Source organism: Janthinobacterium sp. GW822-FHT07H10 (assembly GCF_058798675.1).
Genome location: NZ_JBXAKS010000018.1, coordinates 1 through 17,514 on the forward strand (window position 1 = coordinate 1; position 17,514 = coordinate 17,514).

General features: G+C 64.0%; 13 protein-coding genes and 1 other RNA gene. 2 read left to right on the forward strand and 12 right to left on the reverse strand.

What is annotated here, in order from left to right:
* From dnaX to ubiD, 3 genes are all read right to left on the reverse strand, one after another.
* Positions 1–1,103 (reverse strand): DNA polymerase III subunit gamma/tau (dnaX, locus tag AC1RDJ_RS25995; protein ID WP_493029165.1); only part of this gene is annotated, 1,103 nt, incomplete at its 3' end.
* Positions 1,104–1,341: 238 nt separating this feature from the next.
* Positions 1,342–1,440, reverse strand: an RNA gene (gene ffs / locus AC1RDJ_RS26000) — signal recognition particle sRNA small type.
* A gap of 202 nt (positions 1,441–1,642) precedes the next feature.
* Positions 1,643–3,127 carry a 4-hydroxy-3-polyprenylbenzoate decarboxylase gene (gene ubiD, locus AC1RDJ_RS26005; RefSeq protein WP_083411947.1) on the reverse strand — a complete coding sequence of 495 codons (1,485 nt, stop codon included), beginning with the start codon at positions 3,125–3,127 and terminating at the stop codon, positions 1,643–1,645.
* 477 nt (positions 3,128–3,604) lie between these two features.
* Between ubiD and AC1RDJ_RS26010 the strand changes: the two genes are divergently transcribed.
* Positions 3,605–4,531, forward strand: coding sequence for a lytic transglycosylase domain-containing protein (locus AC1RDJ_RS26010; RefSeq protein WP_071324692.1), 927 nt, complete (start codon positions 3,605–3,607; stop codon positions 4,529–4,531).
* 336 nt (positions 4,532–4,867) lie between these two features.
* Here the strand turns inward: AC1RDJ_RS26010 and nusB are convergent, their stop codons facing one another.
* The 3 genes from nusB to ribBA form a co-directional block, all read right to left on the reverse strand.
* Positions 4,868–5,338, reverse strand: coding sequence for a transcription antitermination factor NusB (nusB, locus tag AC1RDJ_RS26015; RefSeq protein WP_071324693.1), 471 nt, complete (start codon positions 5,336–5,338; stop codon positions 4,868–4,870).
* 188 nt (positions 5,339–5,526) lie between these two features.
* Positions 5,527–6,009, reverse strand: coding sequence for a 6,7-dimethyl-8-ribityllumazine synthase (ribH, locus tag AC1RDJ_RS26020; protein ID WP_071326615.1), 483 nt, complete (start codon positions 6,007–6,009; stop codon positions 5,527–5,529).
* Between the two features lie 177 nt (positions 6,010–6,186).
* The gene (gene ribBA / locus AC1RDJ_RS26025) at positions 6,187–7,305 is read right to left on the reverse strand and encodes a bifunctional 3,4-dihydroxy-2-butanone-4-phosphate synthase/GTP cyclohydrolase II (RefSeq protein ID WP_071324694.1); all 1,119 of its coding nucleotides are present in this window, start codon (positions 7,303–7,305) and stop codon (positions 6,187–6,189) included.
* Positions 7,306–7,790: 485 nt separating this feature from the next.
* Between ribBA and AC1RDJ_RS26030 the strand changes: the two genes are divergently transcribed.
* Entirely contained in the window at positions 7,791–8,216 is a 426-nt protein-coding gene (locus tag AC1RDJ_RS26030; protein ID WP_071324695.1) for an OsmC family protein, read from the forward strand.
* A gap of 87 nt (positions 8,217–8,303) precedes the next feature.
* On the opposite strand, the gene AC1RDJ_RS26035 is transcribed toward AC1RDJ_RS26030, so the two are convergent.
* The 6 genes from AC1RDJ_RS26035 to AC1RDJ_RS26060 form a co-directional block, all read right to left on the reverse strand.
* The gene (locus AC1RDJ_RS26035) at positions 8,304–9,845 is read right to left on the reverse strand and encodes a hypothetical protein (protein WP_493029167.1); all 1,542 of its coding nucleotides are present in this window, start codon (positions 9,843–9,845) and stop codon (positions 8,304–8,306) included.
* A 277-nt stretch (positions 9,846–10,122) separates the two neighbouring features.
* Positions 10,123–10,755 (reverse strand): riboflavin synthase, encoded by a 633-nt coding sequence (locus AC1RDJ_RS26040; protein WP_289889278.1) that lies wholly within the window; start codon positions 10,753–10,755, stop codon positions 10,123–10,125.
* A gap of 148 nt (positions 10,756–10,903) precedes the next feature.
* The gene (gene ribD / locus AC1RDJ_RS26045; protein ID WP_493029212.1) at positions 10,904–11,977 is read right to left on the reverse strand and encodes a bifunctional diaminohydroxyphosphoribosylaminopyrimidine deaminase/5-amino-6-(5-phosphoribosylamino)uracil reductase RibD; all 1,074 of its coding nucleotides are present in this window, start codon (positions 11,975–11,977) and stop codon (positions 10,904–10,906) included.
* Positions 11,978–12,165: 188 nt separating this feature from the next.
* Complete coding sequence (locus tag AC1RDJ_RS26050; RefSeq protein ID WP_493029168.1) at positions 12,166–12,786, reverse strand: GspH/FimT family protein; 621 nt, start codon at positions 12,784–12,786, stop codon at positions 12,166–12,168.
* Between the two features lie 29 nt (positions 12,787–12,815).
* Complete coding sequence (locus tag AC1RDJ_RS26055; protein WP_493029169.1) at positions 12,816–13,268, reverse strand: type IV pilin protein; 453 nt, start codon at positions 13,266–13,268, stop codon at positions 12,816–12,818.
* A 294-nt stretch (positions 13,269–13,562) separates the two neighbouring features.
* A complete protein-coding gene (locus AC1RDJ_RS26060) occupies positions 13,563–17,468 on the reverse strand; it encodes a pilus assembly protein (protein ID WP_493029170.1) in 3,906 nt (1,301 codons plus the stop codon).
* Between the last annotated feature and the right edge of the window lie 46 nt (positions 17,469–17,514).

Below are 17,514 nucleotides of genomic sequence, written 5' to 3' on the forward strand. Positions count from 1 at the left end.
CCCTTGCTCAGGCTGACGACGGCGTCGCCATCCGTATCGCCATACAGCGGGTTGGATGGATCGAGCGCCAGGCCCAGTTCATTGCGGCCATGCACGGCGATCTGGTAAAACAGCTGCACTTCTTCCGCATCGAAGGCGGCGGCCAGGCGCACGATGTCCGCGTATTCGGGCAGATCCTGCGGCAAGGCCGCCGGCACGCTTTGCGCCAGCGCAATGCGGTGCAACAAGGTGCCCAAGTCTTGCAGCGCGCCGTTGTACGACAGGCTGCGCGAGGCCATCTCGTCGGCCACGGCCAGGAGATCGGCGCCATCCTGCTGCGCCAGCGCGTCGAGCAGACGCACCAGGTAGGACTGGTCGAGCGCCCCCAGCATGCCTTGCACGGCATCGAGGGTCACTTCGCCGGCCGCATACGCGATAGCCTGGTCCGTCAGCGACAGCGCATCGCGCATGGAACCGTGGGCGCCCTGCGCCAGCAGGCGCAAGGCCGGCTGTTCGAAGGCGATGCCCTCCTGCCCCAGGATATTGTCCAGGTGGCTGATGATGTGGCCGGGCGGCATCTGCTTGAGGTTGAACTGCAGGCAGCGCGACAGCACGGTGACGGGTATTTTTTGCGGGTCCGTCGTGGCCAGGATGAATTTGACATGCTCGGGCGGCTCTTCCAGCGTCTTCAGCATGGAATTGAACGCGTGGTTCGTCAGCATGTGCACCTCATCGATCATATAGACCTTGAAGCGCGCATTGCTTGGCGCATATACGGCTTGCTCGAGCAGCTGCGCCATTTCATCGACGCCGCGGTTCGACGCCGCATCCATCTCTATATAGTCGACAAAACGTCCCGCGTCGATCGCCGTGCACGCTTCGCACTGGCCGCACGGCTGGGCCGTGATGCCGCCCGTGCCGTCAGGGCCGATGCAATTGAGCGATTTGGCCAGGATGCGCGACAGGGTCGTCTTGCCGACGCCGCGCGTGCCCGTGAACAGGTAGGCGTGATGCAATCGGCCACTGTGCAAGGCATGCGTGAGCGCGCGCACGACGTGCTCCTGGCCGACGAGCGTCTCGAAATTCTTGGGGCGGTATTTACGGGCGAGGACTTGATAGGACATGCTGAGATTTTACCATGCGATTTTGCGGGTGATCCTGCGCGGTGGGCGCAAGCCTCATGGCCGGGCCATTCAAATCTGGCAGACGCGGCAAAGCAGCAATTGTATAACATGCCCCGCGACTATTTATGCAAAAAGGGACAAGCCCGGCAATGCCGCGGCCTGGCAAGAAAAAGAGGCCATAAAACAAAAAAGCTGCCCATGGCAGCTTGATTGTCGATCCTGATAAAACATTCCCGAAGGAGGCGAGCCTGATCTGCGGCACTCATGGTTAATAGCCGTGGCTGCTTCGTTCCCGACCTGACCAGGTTAGCCATGCCACGATGCGCAGGGGCCCGCCGGGGACAATTATAACCGACCTGCGCAAGATTGGGGAAGTTGCCGTATCGGGCGCAATCATTTCCTGCGCAGGTCGGCGTAGGTCGGCGTAGGTCGGCTTAGGCCGCAGGCCGTAAGCCGACACTGCTGAGTATGCCCACCATGAGCCTGCAAGCGCCGCAACGTCGGCATACGCGCAAGCGCTAACCCGACCTACGTAGTCCCTACAAGCCCAGCTCCTGCCAGATGCCATCCACCTTCGCCTTCACTTCCGGCGTCATGGCGATCGTCGTGCCCCACTCGCGCGTCGTTTCGCCCGGCCACTTATTCGTCGCGTCGATGCCCATCTTGCTGCCCAGGCCGCTGATCGGCGAGGCGAAGTCCAGGTAGTCGATCGGCGTGTTGTCGACCAGGGTCGTGTCGCGGATCGGGTCGACGCGCGTGGTGATGGCCCAGATGACCTCTTTCCAGTCGCGGATATCGACGTCCTCGTCGACGACGACGATGAACTTGGTATACATGAACTGGCGCAAGAAGCTCCACACCCCGAACATCACGCGCTTGGCGTGACCCGCGTACTGTTTCTTGATCTGCACCACGGCCATGCGGTAGCTGCAGCCTTCGGGCGGCAGGTAAAAGTCGGTGATCTCGCTGAACTGCTTTTGCAGCAGCGGCACGAACACTTCGTTCAGCGCCAGGCCCAGCACGGCCGGCTCGTCCGGCGGCTTGCCCGTATACGTGGAGTGGTAAATCGGGTCACGGCGCATGGTGATGCGGTCGATGGTAAACACGGGGAAACTGTCCTGTTCATTATAGTAGCCCGTGTGGTCGCCATACGGCCCTTCCAGCGCATGCTCGTAGCCGCTCGGATGGTTTTCGTCCGGATAGATATGGCCTTCCAGCACGATCTCGGCCGACGCGGGCACGCGCAGCTCGCTGCCGATGGCCTTCACCAGCTCCGTGCGGCTGCCGCGCAGCAAGCCGGCGAACTGGTATTCGGACAGGCTGTCCGGCACCGGCGTCACGGCACCTAATATAGTAGCGGGATCGGCGCCCAGCGCGACGGCGATCGGATATGGCTTGCCCTTGCTCTGGATGGCGTGCTCGCGGAAGTCCAGCGCGCCGCCCCGGTGCGCCAGCCAGCGCATGATGACCTTATTGCGCCCCAGCACTTGCTGGCGGTAAATACCCAGGTTCTGGCGCTTCTTGTTCGGGCCCTTGGTAATCACCAGGCCCCACGTGATCAGGGGGGCGATGTCGCCGGGCCAGCAATGCTGGATCGGCAGGCGCGCCAGGTCGACGTCATTGCCTTCCCAGACGATTTCCTGGCATTTCGCGCCGCGCAGTTCCTTGGGCGACATGTCCCACACGGATTTCACCAGCGAGCCCAGGCCCAGCAAATCCTTGAAATCCTTCGGCGGCTCCGGTTCCTTCAGGCGCGCCAGCACATGGCCGATCTTGCGCAGTTCGCTGACGTCCTCGGCGCCCATGCCCAGCGCCACCCTGCGCGGCGTGCCGAACAGGTTGCCCAGCACCGGCATCGTGTGCCCCGTCGGATGGTTGAACAGCAAGGCCGGTCCGCCCGCGCGCAGGGTGCGGTCGCAAACCTCCGTCATCTCCAAAATCGGTGAAATGGGCGTTGAAATGGGCTTAAGTTCACCCATTTGTTGCAGTTGAGAAATAAAATCTCGCAAATCTGAATATTTCATGTGTTTTTAATTTTTTTTGACGTCGGACGCCGTTGCTGAAGGATCTATGCCAAGTAATTGATTTTATTGGCTTTTGGCACAATGCAAGTCAAAAAGTAAGACATAAAAGTAATAAAGAAACGATTCGTTAGTATTGACTTGATATAAAACGGCTTCTACAATTCGCCCAACTTGAAAGAGGACGCCGGCCCAGAGCTTGATTTTAGCGTCTCTCCTTCATTCACGGAGTCGGGGCTCCACATGACATTTTAAGGAGTGTTTTCAAAAGGCGTCTGCCTTACCCCCGGTAAAAGTTGTATTGCGACTGATCCAATACCAAAAGGGACCGATCAGCTCAGGCAAGCAATGACGGCGTTTCTCGCACGCATCCATACGCGGCGGAAACGATGATATTTCTGATGCACGGCATTGGCAGTACCCACAACACCGCGAGACCGCGGAGGGACTGCCTGTTGACGCGACATTTCGGGGAACTCTATGACTCATCGTAGCACTGAAGCAGCTTTGCCTGCTTCAACCGTGGCTGGCCAGCCAGCGTTGGCGCGTTTGCGCGCCCGCGCAACGGCCATTTCAGCACGTGGCGTTTTGACCACGGCGCAACACACACTGACAGTCTTTGGCATTTCCGCACTTGCACTGATCGCCCTGCTGATGTTCCGCCCGGACCTGGGCAAGCAGCTGACGCACAGCCTGTTCCCGCTGCCGATGGCAGAAGCACAAGCCGTGGAAGCACCGGCCCTGTCGGCACTGATGGAAGCGCCTGCTTCCGTGCAAACGGCCGCCGTCAACGATGCACCGCTGACGAAGGAAGAAAAAGCCTTGCTGGGCACGCAAAAGCAGCAGCAATGGGTCACCAACTGGCTCTCCAAGCGCTACCGCGTGGCCAACGACGCGACCAATATGCTCGTCTCGACGGCCTACCTGACGGCGCGTGAAATCAAGCTCGACCCGCTGCTGATCCTGGCCGTGATGGCCATCGAATCGGGCCTTAACCCGTTCGCCGAAAGCCCAGTGGGCGCGCAGGGCTTGATGCAGGTCATGTCGAAAATCCACCACGAGCGCTTCCAGGAAATGGGCGGCGTGCAAGCGGCCTTGAATCCGGTGGCCAACATCCGTGTCGGCTCGCTGATCCTGAAAGACTACGTCACGCGTGGCGGTTCCGTCGAAGCGGGCTTGAAAACCTATGTCGGCGCCGCCAACTTCGCCACCGACTCGGGCTACGGCTCGCGCGTGCTGGCCGAATACCGGCGCCTGAAGCAAGTGTCCGCCGGCCAGCGCGTGCCGACGACAACGCCGGTGATGGCATCGAACACGCCGGCGCCAGCCCAGGCGCCTGCCCTGCCGAAGGAAAGCGGCAGCATTACCATCAAGATTGCACCGCATAACGAGATCGCCGGCCTGTGACCCTTTAAAAGCCCTCACAGGGGCATCCAGCAAAAAAGCCACCGCACGCACGTGCCGGTGGCTTTTTTCTTGCCCCGCGGCGTACGGCTTGCTGGGCGCACGCTCTTCGGACCAGTTGCGCGGCCCGCTCACTAGCGACGGCGGGCGCAGTACACACCACCTTCGCCGTACCGACAGAGCCGGTGTCTGGCTTCCCTCCACGGTCGAAAGAGGCCGCCAAGGCCCGCGAACAGGCGCGAGGCCATATGTTGACAGCGCTTCACAAACAAAAAGGGCAGACTTTGCAGTCTGCCCTTTTTGCATCCGTGCGGCCCAGCCGCAGGATGTATACATATATTACTTGCGCTTGTTGGCGTTGACTTCTTCCTCGCGGAATTTCACTGCCAGCTTGTCCAGCACGCCGTTCACATACTTGTGGCCGTCGATACCGCCAAACGACTTGGCCAGCTCGACCGCTTCGTTGATGACGACGCGGTACGGGATTTCCATGTTGTTCTTCAGCTCGAACGCGCCGATCAGCAGGATGCCGTGTTCGATTGGCGACAGTTCCGCGATATTGCGGTCGATCAATGGGGCCATGCTGTCGCGCAGCGCCAGCGAATCCTTGATCGTGCCGTACAGCAGCACCGTGAAGTGATCGCCGTCCGCCTTGTCGAAGCCATGCGCGGCGCGAATATTGTTCACGACGGTGGTCGCATCTTCATTATTCAACAGCCACTGGTACAAGCCCTGCAGCGCAAACTCGCGCGCGCGGTGACGCGGCGTGCGGTTTTTGCTGGGATTGGCGAGCAAATTTTTCTCAGTCATGATTGTTACCTGTTCTTAAGTACTTGTTCACTACAAATTCCGGCGAGACACTATGGTGCGCCTTTAGGCAGCGCAGCCACAGCTCAAGCGTGCGTGAGAAGGATGTCAGGGCAAGGCGCGAGGCCGAACACAGTACGAAAGTACGGCTAGGCCTCGCAACGCCGCCATGGCATTCTTGTCACATGCGCTTAGTCTTCGTCGGCGTCCTGCAACTCTTCCAGCGCTTGCGCCAGATTAGCCATTTCCACTGCCACGCGTGCCGCTTCCGCTCCCTTGACCAGCATGCGCACTTCCGCCTGCTCGTCGTTTTCGGTCGTCAACACTGCGTTGGCGATGGGGATGCCGTAATCGAGACCGACGCGCGTGATGCCCGCGCCCGATTCGTTCGATACCAGCTCGAAGTGGTAGGTTTCACCGCGAATCACGGCGCCCAGTGCGATCAGGGCGTCGAATTGCTCGGTTTCTGCCATTTTTTGCAGAATCAGTGGGATTTCCAGGGCGCCCGGCACGGTCACGTGCAGGATATCTTCATCGGCCACGCCCAGCTTGCTCAACTCTTCCAGGCATGCCGACAGCAAGCCACCACCGACGATTTCATTGAATCGTGCCTGGACGATACCGACGCGCAAACCTTCGCCGGCAAAATTGGTTTCATATGTTCCTACGGTCATCATAAGCCTCTTTAATCTGGTGGTTCAGGGCGACACGCACATGTCGCCTTCATTTAGTATCACATCGACGCCTGACAAAATCGTAGCGAGCGGCAGTGATTGGCAGCCGAGAAGCGCAACTGCACGGCAGTACAGGGCGCATCGCAGGCCGCAAACCACGACGCGCAGTAGATTTGCTTAGGCATCCTGGCCAGGATGGCACTGAAAACCCGTTACCTCCAGGTCGAAACCGACCATCGACGGCATCTTGCGCGGGCTGGCCAGCAATTGCATCTTGCTCACGCCCAAGTCGCGCAGGATTTGCGCGCCGATGCCATAGCTGCGCAGATCCATGCTGGCGGCGCGGCCTTTCGGCTTGGCTTGCGGCGTATCGAGCGCGGCAAACTGGGCAAACAGCTCGCCCGACGTCTCGCCGCAGTTCAGCAAGACCATCACGCCCCGCTCGGAGCGCTTGATGGCGGCCATCGAGGCGGCCACCGTCCACGAATGGGTGGTCGCCTCGCTTTCCAGCACATCGAGCAGGGAAACGGGCTGGTGCACGCGCACCAGCGCTTCCAGGCCCGGGGCCAGGTCGCCGTGCACGAGGGCCAGGTGGGCCGATGCGCTCGGCTTGTCGCGGAAGGCGATCAGGCGGAATTCGCCATGCGCCGTGTGCAGGGTGCGCTCGGCAACGCGCTCGACCAGCGACTCCGTCTGGCTGCGGTAATGGATCAGGTCGGCAATCGTGCCGATCTTCAGGCCATGTTGCTCGGCAAACACCAGCAAGTCCGGCAGGCGCGCCATGGTGCCGTCGTCCTTCATGATTTCGCAAATCACGGAGGCGGGCGTCAGGCCGGCCATGGCCGTCAAGTCGCAGCCGGCTTCCGTATGGCCAGCGCGCATCAGCACGCCGCCTTTTTGCGCTTTCAGCGGGAAGATATGGCCAGGCTGGACGATATCGCTGGGCTGCGTGCCCTTGGCCACAGCCACCTGGATGGTCTTGGCGCGGTCGGCGGCGGAAATGCCCGTGGTCACGCCTTCTGCCGCCTCGATGGAGACGGTGAAGTTGGTGCCGTAGGCCGTGCCATTGCGCGAGGTCATCATCGACAGGTTCAGCTCGTCGCAACGCTCTTCCGTCAAGGTCAGGCAAACGAGGCCACGCGCATGCGTGATCATGAAATTGATTGCTTCAGGCGTCACGAAATCGGCGGCAAGCACCAGATCGCCTTCATTTTCCCGGTCTTCTTCATCGACCAGTATCACCATGCGGCCGGCGCGCAATTCAGCGACGATCTCTTCGGTGCTGGATATAGACATTATTCATCCTCGTATGACGCCTGGAATAACCTGCTGCGCGTCGGTCCAGGCGGCCTGCGATGCGCACCGTACCTTCGTACGGTTGCGCTTCTCAGCCACCTGTCCCTTCCGCTCGCTACGGTTTTGCCGGGCGTTGTTAATGTAACTAAAAACTGAACCTGAACCTGAAACATCAAGCGCAAAAATTCCGCGGATTTCCGGGAATTTTCTTATAACCTGCTATTTTAAAGGATTTAGCGTCGACAGACCTGAAATAAGACAGTGTAGCCACAGCAACACCGCAGCCGCAGCCCGGCCTGCCCGGCAAAGCGCCGATTCTTCGATCCAGCGCAAACGGCGCGGCCAAAACGCGCGCCGCCAGCCTTGCAAAGAGCATAAGATCAGCCAGTCATCGCCACGGCGCTGATTCCCCTTGCGCCCGGCCGCGCCAGCCGCCGCCGGCGCTTTCCCGTCATTGCAGGTACACCCCATACAGGAGCGGCAGCATGAAAACCAACGGATCGGCCATCTGGTCAGGCGGCATCAAGGATGGCAAGGGCGCCATCAGCACCCGCAGCGGCGCGCTGCAGGAATATCCCTACGGCTTTGCCAGCCGCTTCGAAGGCAAGCCCGGCACCAACCCGGAAGAACTGATCGGCGCCGCCCACGCGGGCTGCTTCACCATGGCCCTGTCGCTGATACTTGGCGAAGCAGGCTTGACGGCGGAAAAGATGGAGACGACGGCCGAGGTGACCCTGGACAAGGTCGATGACGGTTTTGCCATCACGGCCGTGCACCTGGTGTTGAAAGCGAAGATACCGGGCGCCGACCAGGCCAGGTTCGAGGAATTGACGGGCAAGGCCAAGGCTGGCTGCCCCGTGTCGAAGTTACTTAAGGCCAACATTACCCTGGATGCCACGCTATTGCCTTGAGTCGTGGCATTGACTGCTGCGCAAGCCGCATCCTGGGCTGAAATCTTGCCTGTATCAAACCTTGCTTGACATTCGATCTGGCTGATATCAAACCTTGTTCACTGGTTTGACCGGTTCCACGGGGGCAACCGGCGCCACCAGCGGCAGACGCGAGTCGCTGGCCGGCAACGGCCGGTTCATCAGGCCGGGATTCAGGGCGGCGTTATTCAAATTGTAAGCGGCAATGGCCGCCGCCACGGACGGGTCTTGCGACGACGGCGGCGGCACGGCCTGGCCCGCGTTTTGCGTGGCCAGTTGCTGCGCCTGTGCATTTTGCTGCGCCAGCTGGGCTTGCGCCGTCGCCGCCGCCAGGCCCGCATCGGTATCGGCCTGCGCCTCGCGCGCCAGCGACTGCGCCCGCTCGCCGGCCGCCCGCGCCGCCATCTGCGCGTCGTCGGCCGCCAGCTGTGTGCGTACCGCCTCGTCGGCGGCCAGGCGCACCTGTTCCTGGCGCTGGTCTTGTTGCAATTGCGTCTGCTGGACTTGCTCCTGGCGCAACGGTTCCACTCCCGCCGAGACTTGCTGGCGCACCTGGCGCTCCCCGTCGATACGCTGGGCATCGATGCGCTCGCTATCTGTCCGCTGCGTCTGCAAGCGCTCCTGCACGCCATCGCTCTGCAACGCTTGTTGCCGCTGCACATCGGCGCTGCGTTGTTGGGCTTGTTGGGCTGGCAACTCGCCTGCCTGCGCCAGCTGGGCGCGGGCGGGCGTGGCGGACGGCAATTGCGCGGCATCTGGCGCCGACTGCTGTTGCACCTCTTGCAAGTCCTGCTGCAACTCCTCCGTTTCCATCTGCTGCCGCACTTCCAGCTGCCGCTGCCCCAAGGCATCCAGCGGGGCCATGGCCGGTTCGTCCGCGGGGGTCTGGGCCAGCACGGCAGCCTGTGCCGCCGGCGTTTGGCCCGCAACAACAGCACTGGCCGCCACTCCTTCACCGTTCAGATCGGCTTCCACGGCAGTAGCAACGAGGGCGCCCTGCCGCTGGGCCAGTATGGCCCCCACCTGCGCCAGCACGTCCGTTCCCTGCTGCAAGGCGTTCAGAGTGGCATTGCTGTCGGCCGCATACGCTGCCTGCAGGGTGGCCGCATCCACCTCTTCATTGCGCAAGTCGATGCCGATGCGGGCCAGCCCCGCCTGCGTGAGCAAGCTGCCGTCCTGCGCCAGCGCAGCCGCGGCGCCCGTCGTGCCATCGCCCGACAGCAAATCGTAGCGCTGCGCCAGGCTGCCCGGCGTATCGCCGGCCGTCGCCAGCTGGCTGGCATCGATGCCGCTCGTTTGCAGCTGGGCGAACGATTCCGTCAACTGGCGCGCCAGCGCCAGCAAGTCGTCGTTGACATGCACGGGCGTATTTGCCGCCCGGGCCTCGTCCGTGGCGCCCTGCAAGGCCAGCAATTGGCGGCGCGACAAGGCCACGCCGGACAAAAACTGGCCCAGCGGGGAAATGTCGACCTGGGTCGACGACAGGATGGAGATGGCTGCCGCCGCGCCTGCAGCGGGCACGGGCACGGCCGGCGCCAGCGGCGCCGTTTCGCCGACACGGGGTGTTGCCGGTATGATATTGGGCAAGGTGGCGCGCGAGATCGGATCCATGACTGGCCTCCACAGGGGAAAGCCCTATTATGCGCGCCTGCAGGAAAAGCAACACACGCTTGGCGGCCAAGCGCCTATCCCGGCAGATGAATGCATCCCCCGCTGGCGCCGCCCCGAAGCGGGAAGTCGCCGCGTGGCTGGCCACGCGTCTTCCTCACGCCTCGTCCGCGCTCCCGATGCGCAACCGGCACGGGATGCGCCCGATGGGCATAGGCCCCAGGCGACTGCCAGGCCGGGAGCACCCTCCCTGCGCGGTGCATGCGGAGGGGCAAGCTGCTTATGCTTGTTTATCCAGCGACAACATGCGCTCGACATAGCGGGCAATCAGGTCAATCTCCAGGTTGACCTTGCCATCGACTTGCAAGTGCTTCAGGGTCGTCATGGCGATCGTGTGCGGGATCAGGTTGATCGAGAAGCGGCAGCCGTTGACGGCGCCCGCACCCAGGTCTTCCACGCGGTTGACGGTCAGCGACACGCCATTGACGACGACGGAACCCTTGAAGGCCAGGTATTTCGCCAGCTCATGCGGCGCTTCGATGACCAGTTCCCACGACTCGCCCACGGCTTCGAACTTGCGCACGATGCCCAGGCCGTCGACGTGGCCGGAAACCAGGTGACCACCGAGGCGTTCGGCCAGGGTCAGGGCTTTTTCCAGGTTCACTTCCGTGGTGGTATCGAGGCCCACCGTGCAATTGAGGCTTTCGCGCGAGACATCGACGGCAAAGCCCGTGTCCGATTTTTGCACCACCGTCATGCAGGCGCCATTGATGGCGATCGAATCGCCGAGGGCCACGTCGGCCAGCGGCAAGCCGCCCGCGTGGATGTTCAGGCGCACGCCTGCGTCGAGGCCGCCTTCGAGCGGCTGCACGGTTTCAATCTTGCCAATGGCTGCAACAATTCCTGTAAACATGGTCAACCTATATTGAAGTAATTAAAAAGGTAATAATAAGAAGGTAATAAATACGGTGGCGGGAACATCTGTACAACGTGCGGGGCCGGCGCCTTGCCGAAGAGCGTGGATAGGACGCCATGGCAGGCAGCCCCTTGCCCCGCCTTGATCAAGTGCTCGCGCCGAACCTGGCAAGGATACGCACATCTGCGCCGACTTGCTGAACCTGGTGAAACTGCAAGCGGTATTGACCGTCGAGGTCGCTGAGCGCGGGCAAGGAAAACATGCCTTGCGCATCGCCCAGCAAGGTGGGCGCCAGGTACACGAGCAGCTCGTCGACGCAGCCTTCGCGTATCAGCGAGCCGTTCAGCTTGGAGCCGGCCTCGACGTGGACTTCATTGATTTGCCGGCGTCCCAGTTCCAGCATCAGGGCGGCCAGGTCGACCTTGCCGGCCGCGTTCGGCAGCACGATGACTTCCGCGCCCAGCGCCCGCAGCTGCGCTTCCTTTGCCGGATCGGCGACGGCGGCCACGATCCACGTGCCGCCCCCTTGCAGGATGCGCGCGTCGAGGCTGATGTCGAGGCGGCTGTCGACAACGATGCGGCGCGGCTGGCGCGGCGTCGCGACGGCGCGCACGTTCAGCTGCGGATCGTCGGCCTTGACCGTGCCGATGCCCGTCAGGATGGCGCAGGCGCGCGCGCGCCAGGCGTGGCCGTCGGCGCGCGCTTCCGGCCCCGTGATCCATTGGCTCTTGCCATTGTGCAAAGCCGTCATGCCGTCCAGGCTGGCCGCCGTTTTCATGCGCACCCACGGCTTGCCGCGCTGCATGCGCGAAAAGAAGCCGATATTCATCTCATACGCCTCGTCCGCCAGCACGCCCGTGGTGACGGCGATGCCGGCCGCCTCCAGCTTGGCCAGCCCCTGGCCCGCCACCAGCGGATTCGGGTCCGTCATGGCGGCCACGACACGCCCCAATCCGGCGCGCACCAGCGCATCGGAGCATGGCGGCGTGCGGCCATGGTGGTTGCACGGCTCCAGGGTGACATAGGCCGTGGCGCCGCGCACATCGTTGCCGCGCGCGCTGGCATTGGCCAAGGCTTGCACCTCGGCATGATCCTGCCCGGCCGCCTGCGTCACGCCGGCGCCGATCACCTGGCCATCCTTGACGATCACGCAGCCGATGCGGGGGTTCGGCGAGGTCGTGTACAAACCGCGCGCCGCCCATTCCAGCGCCAGGCGCATGCCATCTATATCGTTGAGTATTTCCACAGGCTTCTTTGTTTGACGGTGAGTGTAAAGGTAATCAAGGGACGCAACTATATGCTGCAGCTATGGCGCAACTCAAGGGGGCAACTCAGGGATGCCAGCAATAGAGTGTCCATCAAAAGTAGCGCAACTGCTGCTGCGGTTTGATCATCATCAATATCGAGCTACTGGCTGTCGGCCACGCCGCTGCAATTGACCGCCTGCTGCTGCGGATCGCACACTCGTACCCTGCCCAGCATATTGATTTTAATATGGCGCACCTGTTTTCCCAAAATCAGGGACAAGGTGCCCCAGCGTGCCGCCAGGCTATTGGTGGCGCTGCAACTGCGTCCCGCACCATTGTAGGCGATATAAAACGGCGGCGTGGCCGATGAAAACGCGAACTGGGCGCTGATGCCGGCCGCCAGCGGCCCCTGGCGGAACAGCAGCTCGTCGCCGCCATCGAAGGCCAGGTTGCTATTGCTGTCAACAAATACCAGCCAGCCCGTGCGCCAATCCATGCCGCCGGACCCGGCGGGCATCAGCAGCACGCGCTGGCCGCGCGCCATCGCTTGCGCCCGAGTCAATTCGATGGCGGAAAACAGGTCCGTGGCGGCCACGCGCACCTGCTGGCGTTCCAGCAAGTACCGCAGGCTGGGCAAGGCCGCTGCCGCCAGCAGCGCCGCGATCGACAACACGGCCAGCAATTCCAGCAAGGTATGTCCTGCCCTGCGTGGCTGGCCGCACGCACGGAAAGATAAAGCGCTTCCACATAACTGCCATGCGTACCTCAGCCGTGTACCCATGAGCGGTGCCCTCTCCGGCGCGGCCATGGCTAGGGCCAGCACTGGCTGGCGGGGCCGCTGCTGCCGCGCTGCCCCATGCTGGTCAAGGACAATACGCCGCACTCGGGATCGTGAAACTGCGGATCCACCTTCGCCGTGCCCGGCAGGGCGCGCAGCAGCACGCATTGGCCGATGCTCATGTCCGGACAGGCGACCGCCTCGATTTCATACGCGCTGCCGCCCGCGCTGCCCACCGGCCCCTCGCCGGACCACCACTGGAATTGCTGCGCCTGCGGCGCCAGCGATGCCGAACTAAAGGCCAGATACTGATTGTTCTGCGTGTAATAGCGTTCCTGCTGCTGCATCAGCCGCAACAGGGCCGATTGTCCCTGCACGCGCTTGGCCCGCACGACATGACCATGATAGGCAGGCAAGGCCAGCGTCAGCAGCATGGCGACGATCGCCAGCACGGCCAGCAACTCGATCAGGCTGAAACCGGGCACAGCGGCACGGCACCGGGAACGCGGCGCACACACCGGATGCCAGGTCCGATCCTCGCGGCAAGCGCCACTGCCTGCGCCGGACATCGTCGCTCGCGTTCCGCCTTGCCGCCTTGTCCATCTCCATGCCCCGGCCCCGGCCATTTCCCGCCCTCCTTCTCGCTGCGCCCACGACGCGTGCGCCGCCACCGCGCCAGCTGCGCCCTGACTTCGCCCACGGCCCTTGCCTTGTCAATGTTCGCCAACGCTCTTCATTGCACCATTGGCAATTTCACATTCTTTCCAGCGCTCGCCACGCTATTTCTTTTTTGCCGCCTCGTGCAATTCACGCCAGTTCGCCACCTCGCGCCAGCTGATGCGCCCAGCGGGCAGCGGCGCACTGACCACCTTGAGCGCCTTGAGCCCGGCCGCGCCAGACAAGCCCGGCTGCAGTACGGCGAGTTCCTTGCTCCCCTCGGCACGCCCCGTCGCGTTGGCGGCAGCCACCGTACTGTTGAGCTCCATCACCAATGGCGGCCCGCGCGCCAGGCCATCGTGCAACTGCCCCGTCTGTGCACCCGCCTGTACCACGCCGGCGGCGTCGGCGGCAAAACCGCTGAGCACGTCGAGCACGTATACGCGCGTAGCCGGCCGCGCACACGGGTCTCGCCCCGGCAAGACGGTATTGAACACCACCTTGCCTGCCGCCAGTACCGGGTTGTGGATGCTGCGCTCGCCCGTCTGCGCGGTATCGAGAAAATCGAGATACCAGCCGCGCATGGCATCGCTGCCCGTGTAGCGCAACTCGGCGCCATCGACGCGCACGCCGCCCGCCGCCTCGCCCAGGCTGCGCCGCTCCAGCTCGGCACGGGTGCGCGTGGGAGACTGCTCGCGCAAGTCGTCATGGACGGCATAAAACGCCTGCGACAGGAAGGCCGCCGGCCAGGTGTCGGCCGCCTCGACCAGCTTGCCCGTGCCAAACAGCAGCAGATAGCCGCCGCCGGTCGCATACGCCACTTTCAGCTGCTGCGTCACGGGCTGGCGCCGGCCCTGCGCATCGTGCGCGACAAAGATGCGTTTGCGCCCCACGCCATCCTTCCACGGCGGCCCCATGGACAGGTCGAGGCGCCAGATATTGCCCTGCAAATCGCCCGCATACAGGTAGGCCAGCGCCCCGTCGCTGCCCGGCACCAGGGCGGGCGGCCCCAGCGCGTGGGCGGTGGCGGTGGCTGCCGCGCCAAGGCCGACACCGGCACCAGCGACCGGGCCCTCCTCTCCATCGCCATCGCTGTCCACCGGTACTTTCAGTCGGTAGTAATTGCTGCCCAACAGCCACGGCGTGCCGGGCGGCTTGTCCAGCGCCAGCAGGAAGATGGCGGCCGCAGAGGCTGGCGCCGTCGTATCCTTGCCATCGTCCACGCTATTGTTGTAGCCGCTGGCCACCACGGCAAAATCGCGGTAGGCCGGCGCGCCATCCTTGCCGCCCATGTTGACGCGGGCAAAGCCCGGCGGTGCGCGCACGTTGCCGATGAGCTTATCGTCGCGGTCCGTAAATTCCCACAGCGCCCCGTCTTGCGCGAAGCGCGCCGGGTCGGTAATGTCGAGCGCAAACACACCCTGCGCGCCGCCCCCCATGCCGGACACCAGCACTGTCTTCCAGTGTCCCAGCACCAGCACTTCCGCCGTGGCCGCGGCGCCGTCCAGCATGGGGCCCGGACTGTAGTGAGTGCTCGCCATGGCCACGGCGGGGCGTAGCAGCGCACGCGGCAGATAGGCGTACAGCTCGCTGCCGGTGCGCGCGTCGAACGCATGCAGCAAGCCATCGTTTGCGCCCAGGTACAGCATCCTTTTCCGCTGCAGCAGCAGCTTGCGATGCAAGGCGTAATCCGCGCCCGGCATGCCCGGCGCCGGTGCGCCCACGTACGCGAGGTTGCCATAAGGCGCCGTACCCAGGTTGTCTGATCGCCGGCGCAGGAAGCCGCCCGGCCGCCCCACCTCGTGCAGCATTCCGCCCAGCAGATAGGCGAGCCGCGCCTCTCCCTGGCCATCGTCCTGCCCATCAGCGCCACCGCCGCCAGCGAAGGCGGCGCGCTGCTGCGCATCGAGCTTGTCCCAGGTCAATGGTATCAGGGCGCCCTGGCTATCGAGCGTGTAGACGGGGCGCCAGGCCGCTGGCGTAGCATCCGCCATGGCCTTGTCGCGCTCGCCGGTGCGCCACACTGGCTTGCCAGCAAGCATGCCGCCATCGGCGCCCACGCCAAACGCGGTGCGCGACAAGGTCATGCCGCCATCGGCCAGGCGCATCCGCGTGTGAAACCAGTACGCCTCCTCCGTCCCGCTGGCCAGCGCCATCAGCGAGGGGCCGGCCAGCGCCGCCGTGCCTGTCCCCTTGTCGGCGGCCACGAAGGCGGCGCGCACGCCGGCGATCAGGGCCGCAGCGTCGCTGCCCGCCAGGTAATGGCTGGGCCAGCGGCCATCCACGCTCCACTCATCCATCGCGCTGCCCGCCGCGCTGTGGAAGGGATTGGCGTCGCCGTCCGCGTCAAGAAAGCCGCCATACTTGGCCGCCAGCAACAAGGGAGTGACGGGCGGCGCGCCGGACGGGTCGCCCGGCCGCAAGTCGCCCGCATGGTGTTCGACCGCGCTGCCGCCCTTGCCCCCTGCGCCGGGTCGCAGCACCTGCACATGCGACCAGTACGCCAGGCCGGCCGCATGGTAGCTGGCGCCACCGGCCCCATCGGCCACCAACTCCAGTCCGGCCAGTTCAGGCCGTGGCGCCGGGTTGCCTTGTCCGCCCTCGCTTTCCAGCTTGCCCACCGCGCGCGTCCACGCCATGACATCGAGCGCGGGCGGCGCATAGCCATCGGCCGCTCGGGCGCGGTCGCTGGCATGCATGGGCGGACTGGCTGTCGGCACATTGCCCGGCACGTAACGATCGCCCGCCATGCCCGCGTCGGCCACGCTGACGACGACCTGGCGCTGGCAACTGGCCGCCAGCGGGTCGCTCCACTGGGTGATGACAGGCAAACCTTCGTCGACGGCAGGCGGCGCCGTGGCGGGCGGCACCACGGCGCTCGCTTGCCGCCCCTGCAGGTAGCGCAGCGATTCGTACAGCAGTTCGGCCGTCGGTGCCGCCCTGGCGTAGGCGCCGGGATGCAGGAGATTGCTGCGCCCCAGGCCGTTGATGTAAGCGGTCACCCCGCCGCCATGGCCCGCGCCATGGGGAATATACACGCCATTGGCGGCATTCCACGCGGACTCGGGATTGTCTTGCGGTAAAAAATCGGGCGCCGCCCAGCGCTGGCTGCCCGCATGGGCCAGCGGCGCGCGCAATACGCCGCCGTAGACATAGCCAGCGCCCGGCGGCGCGGCGTTCAGGTGCCCGAACACGCCCACGCGCACCCTGCCGCCATGGCGCTGCACGGCGCCCACCGGCTTGTAGTACTTGCCATACGAGAGGCACAGGTCATCGCGCAGCGGCCCTTCGGTAACATCGCACACCTGCACCCGCGCCAGGAACACGCCGTGAGTGCCCGCTACGCCGGGAACGTCGCAATTGCCGCCCGCCGGCAGCGTGCCGTCGCCAAACAGCAGGCGGTTGCGACAGGAAACGATGGCCAGTTGCGCCAGCGCAAACGGTGTCGCGGCCGCCACGCCCTCGCGCAAGACCTTGCACGGGAAAAAGGCGGGATGGGCGAAAAAGTCGATGGCATCGTTGCCGTCCTGGCTGTCAGGCAGATAAGCGCGCTGCAGCACCGTCTTGCGCGCCTCGTCGATGACGCGGTCGCCGCCCGTCAGAGCATAACGGACGATATCGAGCATGCTGGCGCTAGCCCAGTTGAGGAAGTTGCCGCTGAAACTATCGCCACCACAGCCATGCTGCGCGTCGGCCGGCTTCAGGACAGAGAAGTAAGCGGTCGCTACGCGCAAGTCCGGCACGCTCACGCCATCCTTGCTGCGATACGGATAGCGGTAGCACATGCGCGCATGGAAGTAGCCGGCGTAGTCGCGCTGTGGCACGTAGTCGCCTGCATGCGCTGCAGCGGCGGCAGCGTGCGTGAACGACAGGTTGAGCAACAGATTCGGCGGCACGCGGGCACCGTGCAAGCCGACGTCGGCCCGCTCCAGCGCCACCGTGGGCGTGGTGGCGCCAACGGCAACGCTGCAACATAGCCAGCACAGTGCCGCCAGCCAGGCCCGGCCAGCGCGCCACCATACCCGCACCAACCTATGCCGGTACTGATGCCGAGGCTGATGCTGATACCGATGC

Bases quoted from the DNA above. Each gene is read 5' to 3' on its own strand.
- ubiD (WP_083411947.1), bottom strand. From the start codon at position 3,127: ATGAAATATTCAGATTTGCGAGATTTTATTTCTCAACTGCAACAAATG.
- AC1RDJ_RS26010 (WP_071324692.1), top strand. From the start codon at position 3,605: ATGACTCATCGTAGCACTGAAGCAGCTTTGCCTGCTTCAACCGTGGCT.
- nusB (WP_071324693.1), bottom strand. From the start codon at position 5,338: ATGACTGAGAAAAATTTGCTCGCCAATCCCAGCAAAAACCGCACGCCG.
- ribH (WP_071326615.1), bottom strand. From the start codon at position 6,009: ATGACCGTAGGAACATATGAAACCAATTTTGCCGGCGAAGGTTTGCGC.
- ribBA (WP_071324694.1), bottom strand. From the start codon at position 7,305: ATGTCTATATCCAGCACCGAAGAGATCGTCGCTGAATTGCGCGCCGGC.
- AC1RDJ_RS26030 (WP_071324695.1), top strand. From the start codon at position 7,791: ATGAAAACCAACGGATCGGCCATCTGGTCAGGCGGCATCAAGGATGGC.
- AC1RDJ_RS26035 (WP_493029167.1), bottom strand. From the start codon at position 9,845: ATGGATCCGATCTCGCGCGCCACCTTGCCCAATATCATACCGGCAACA.
- AC1RDJ_RS26040 (WP_289889278.1), bottom strand. From the start codon at position 10,755: ATGTTTACAGGAATTGTTGCAGCCATTGGCAAGATTGAAACCGTGCAG.
- ribD (WP_493029212.1), bottom strand. From the start codon at position 11,977: ATGCGCCTGGCGCTGGAATGGGCGGCGCGCGGTTTGTACACGACCTCG.
- AC1RDJ_RS26050 (WP_493029168.1), bottom strand. From the start codon at position 12,786: ATGGGTACACGGCTGAGGTACGCATGGCAGTTATGTGGAAGCGCTTTA.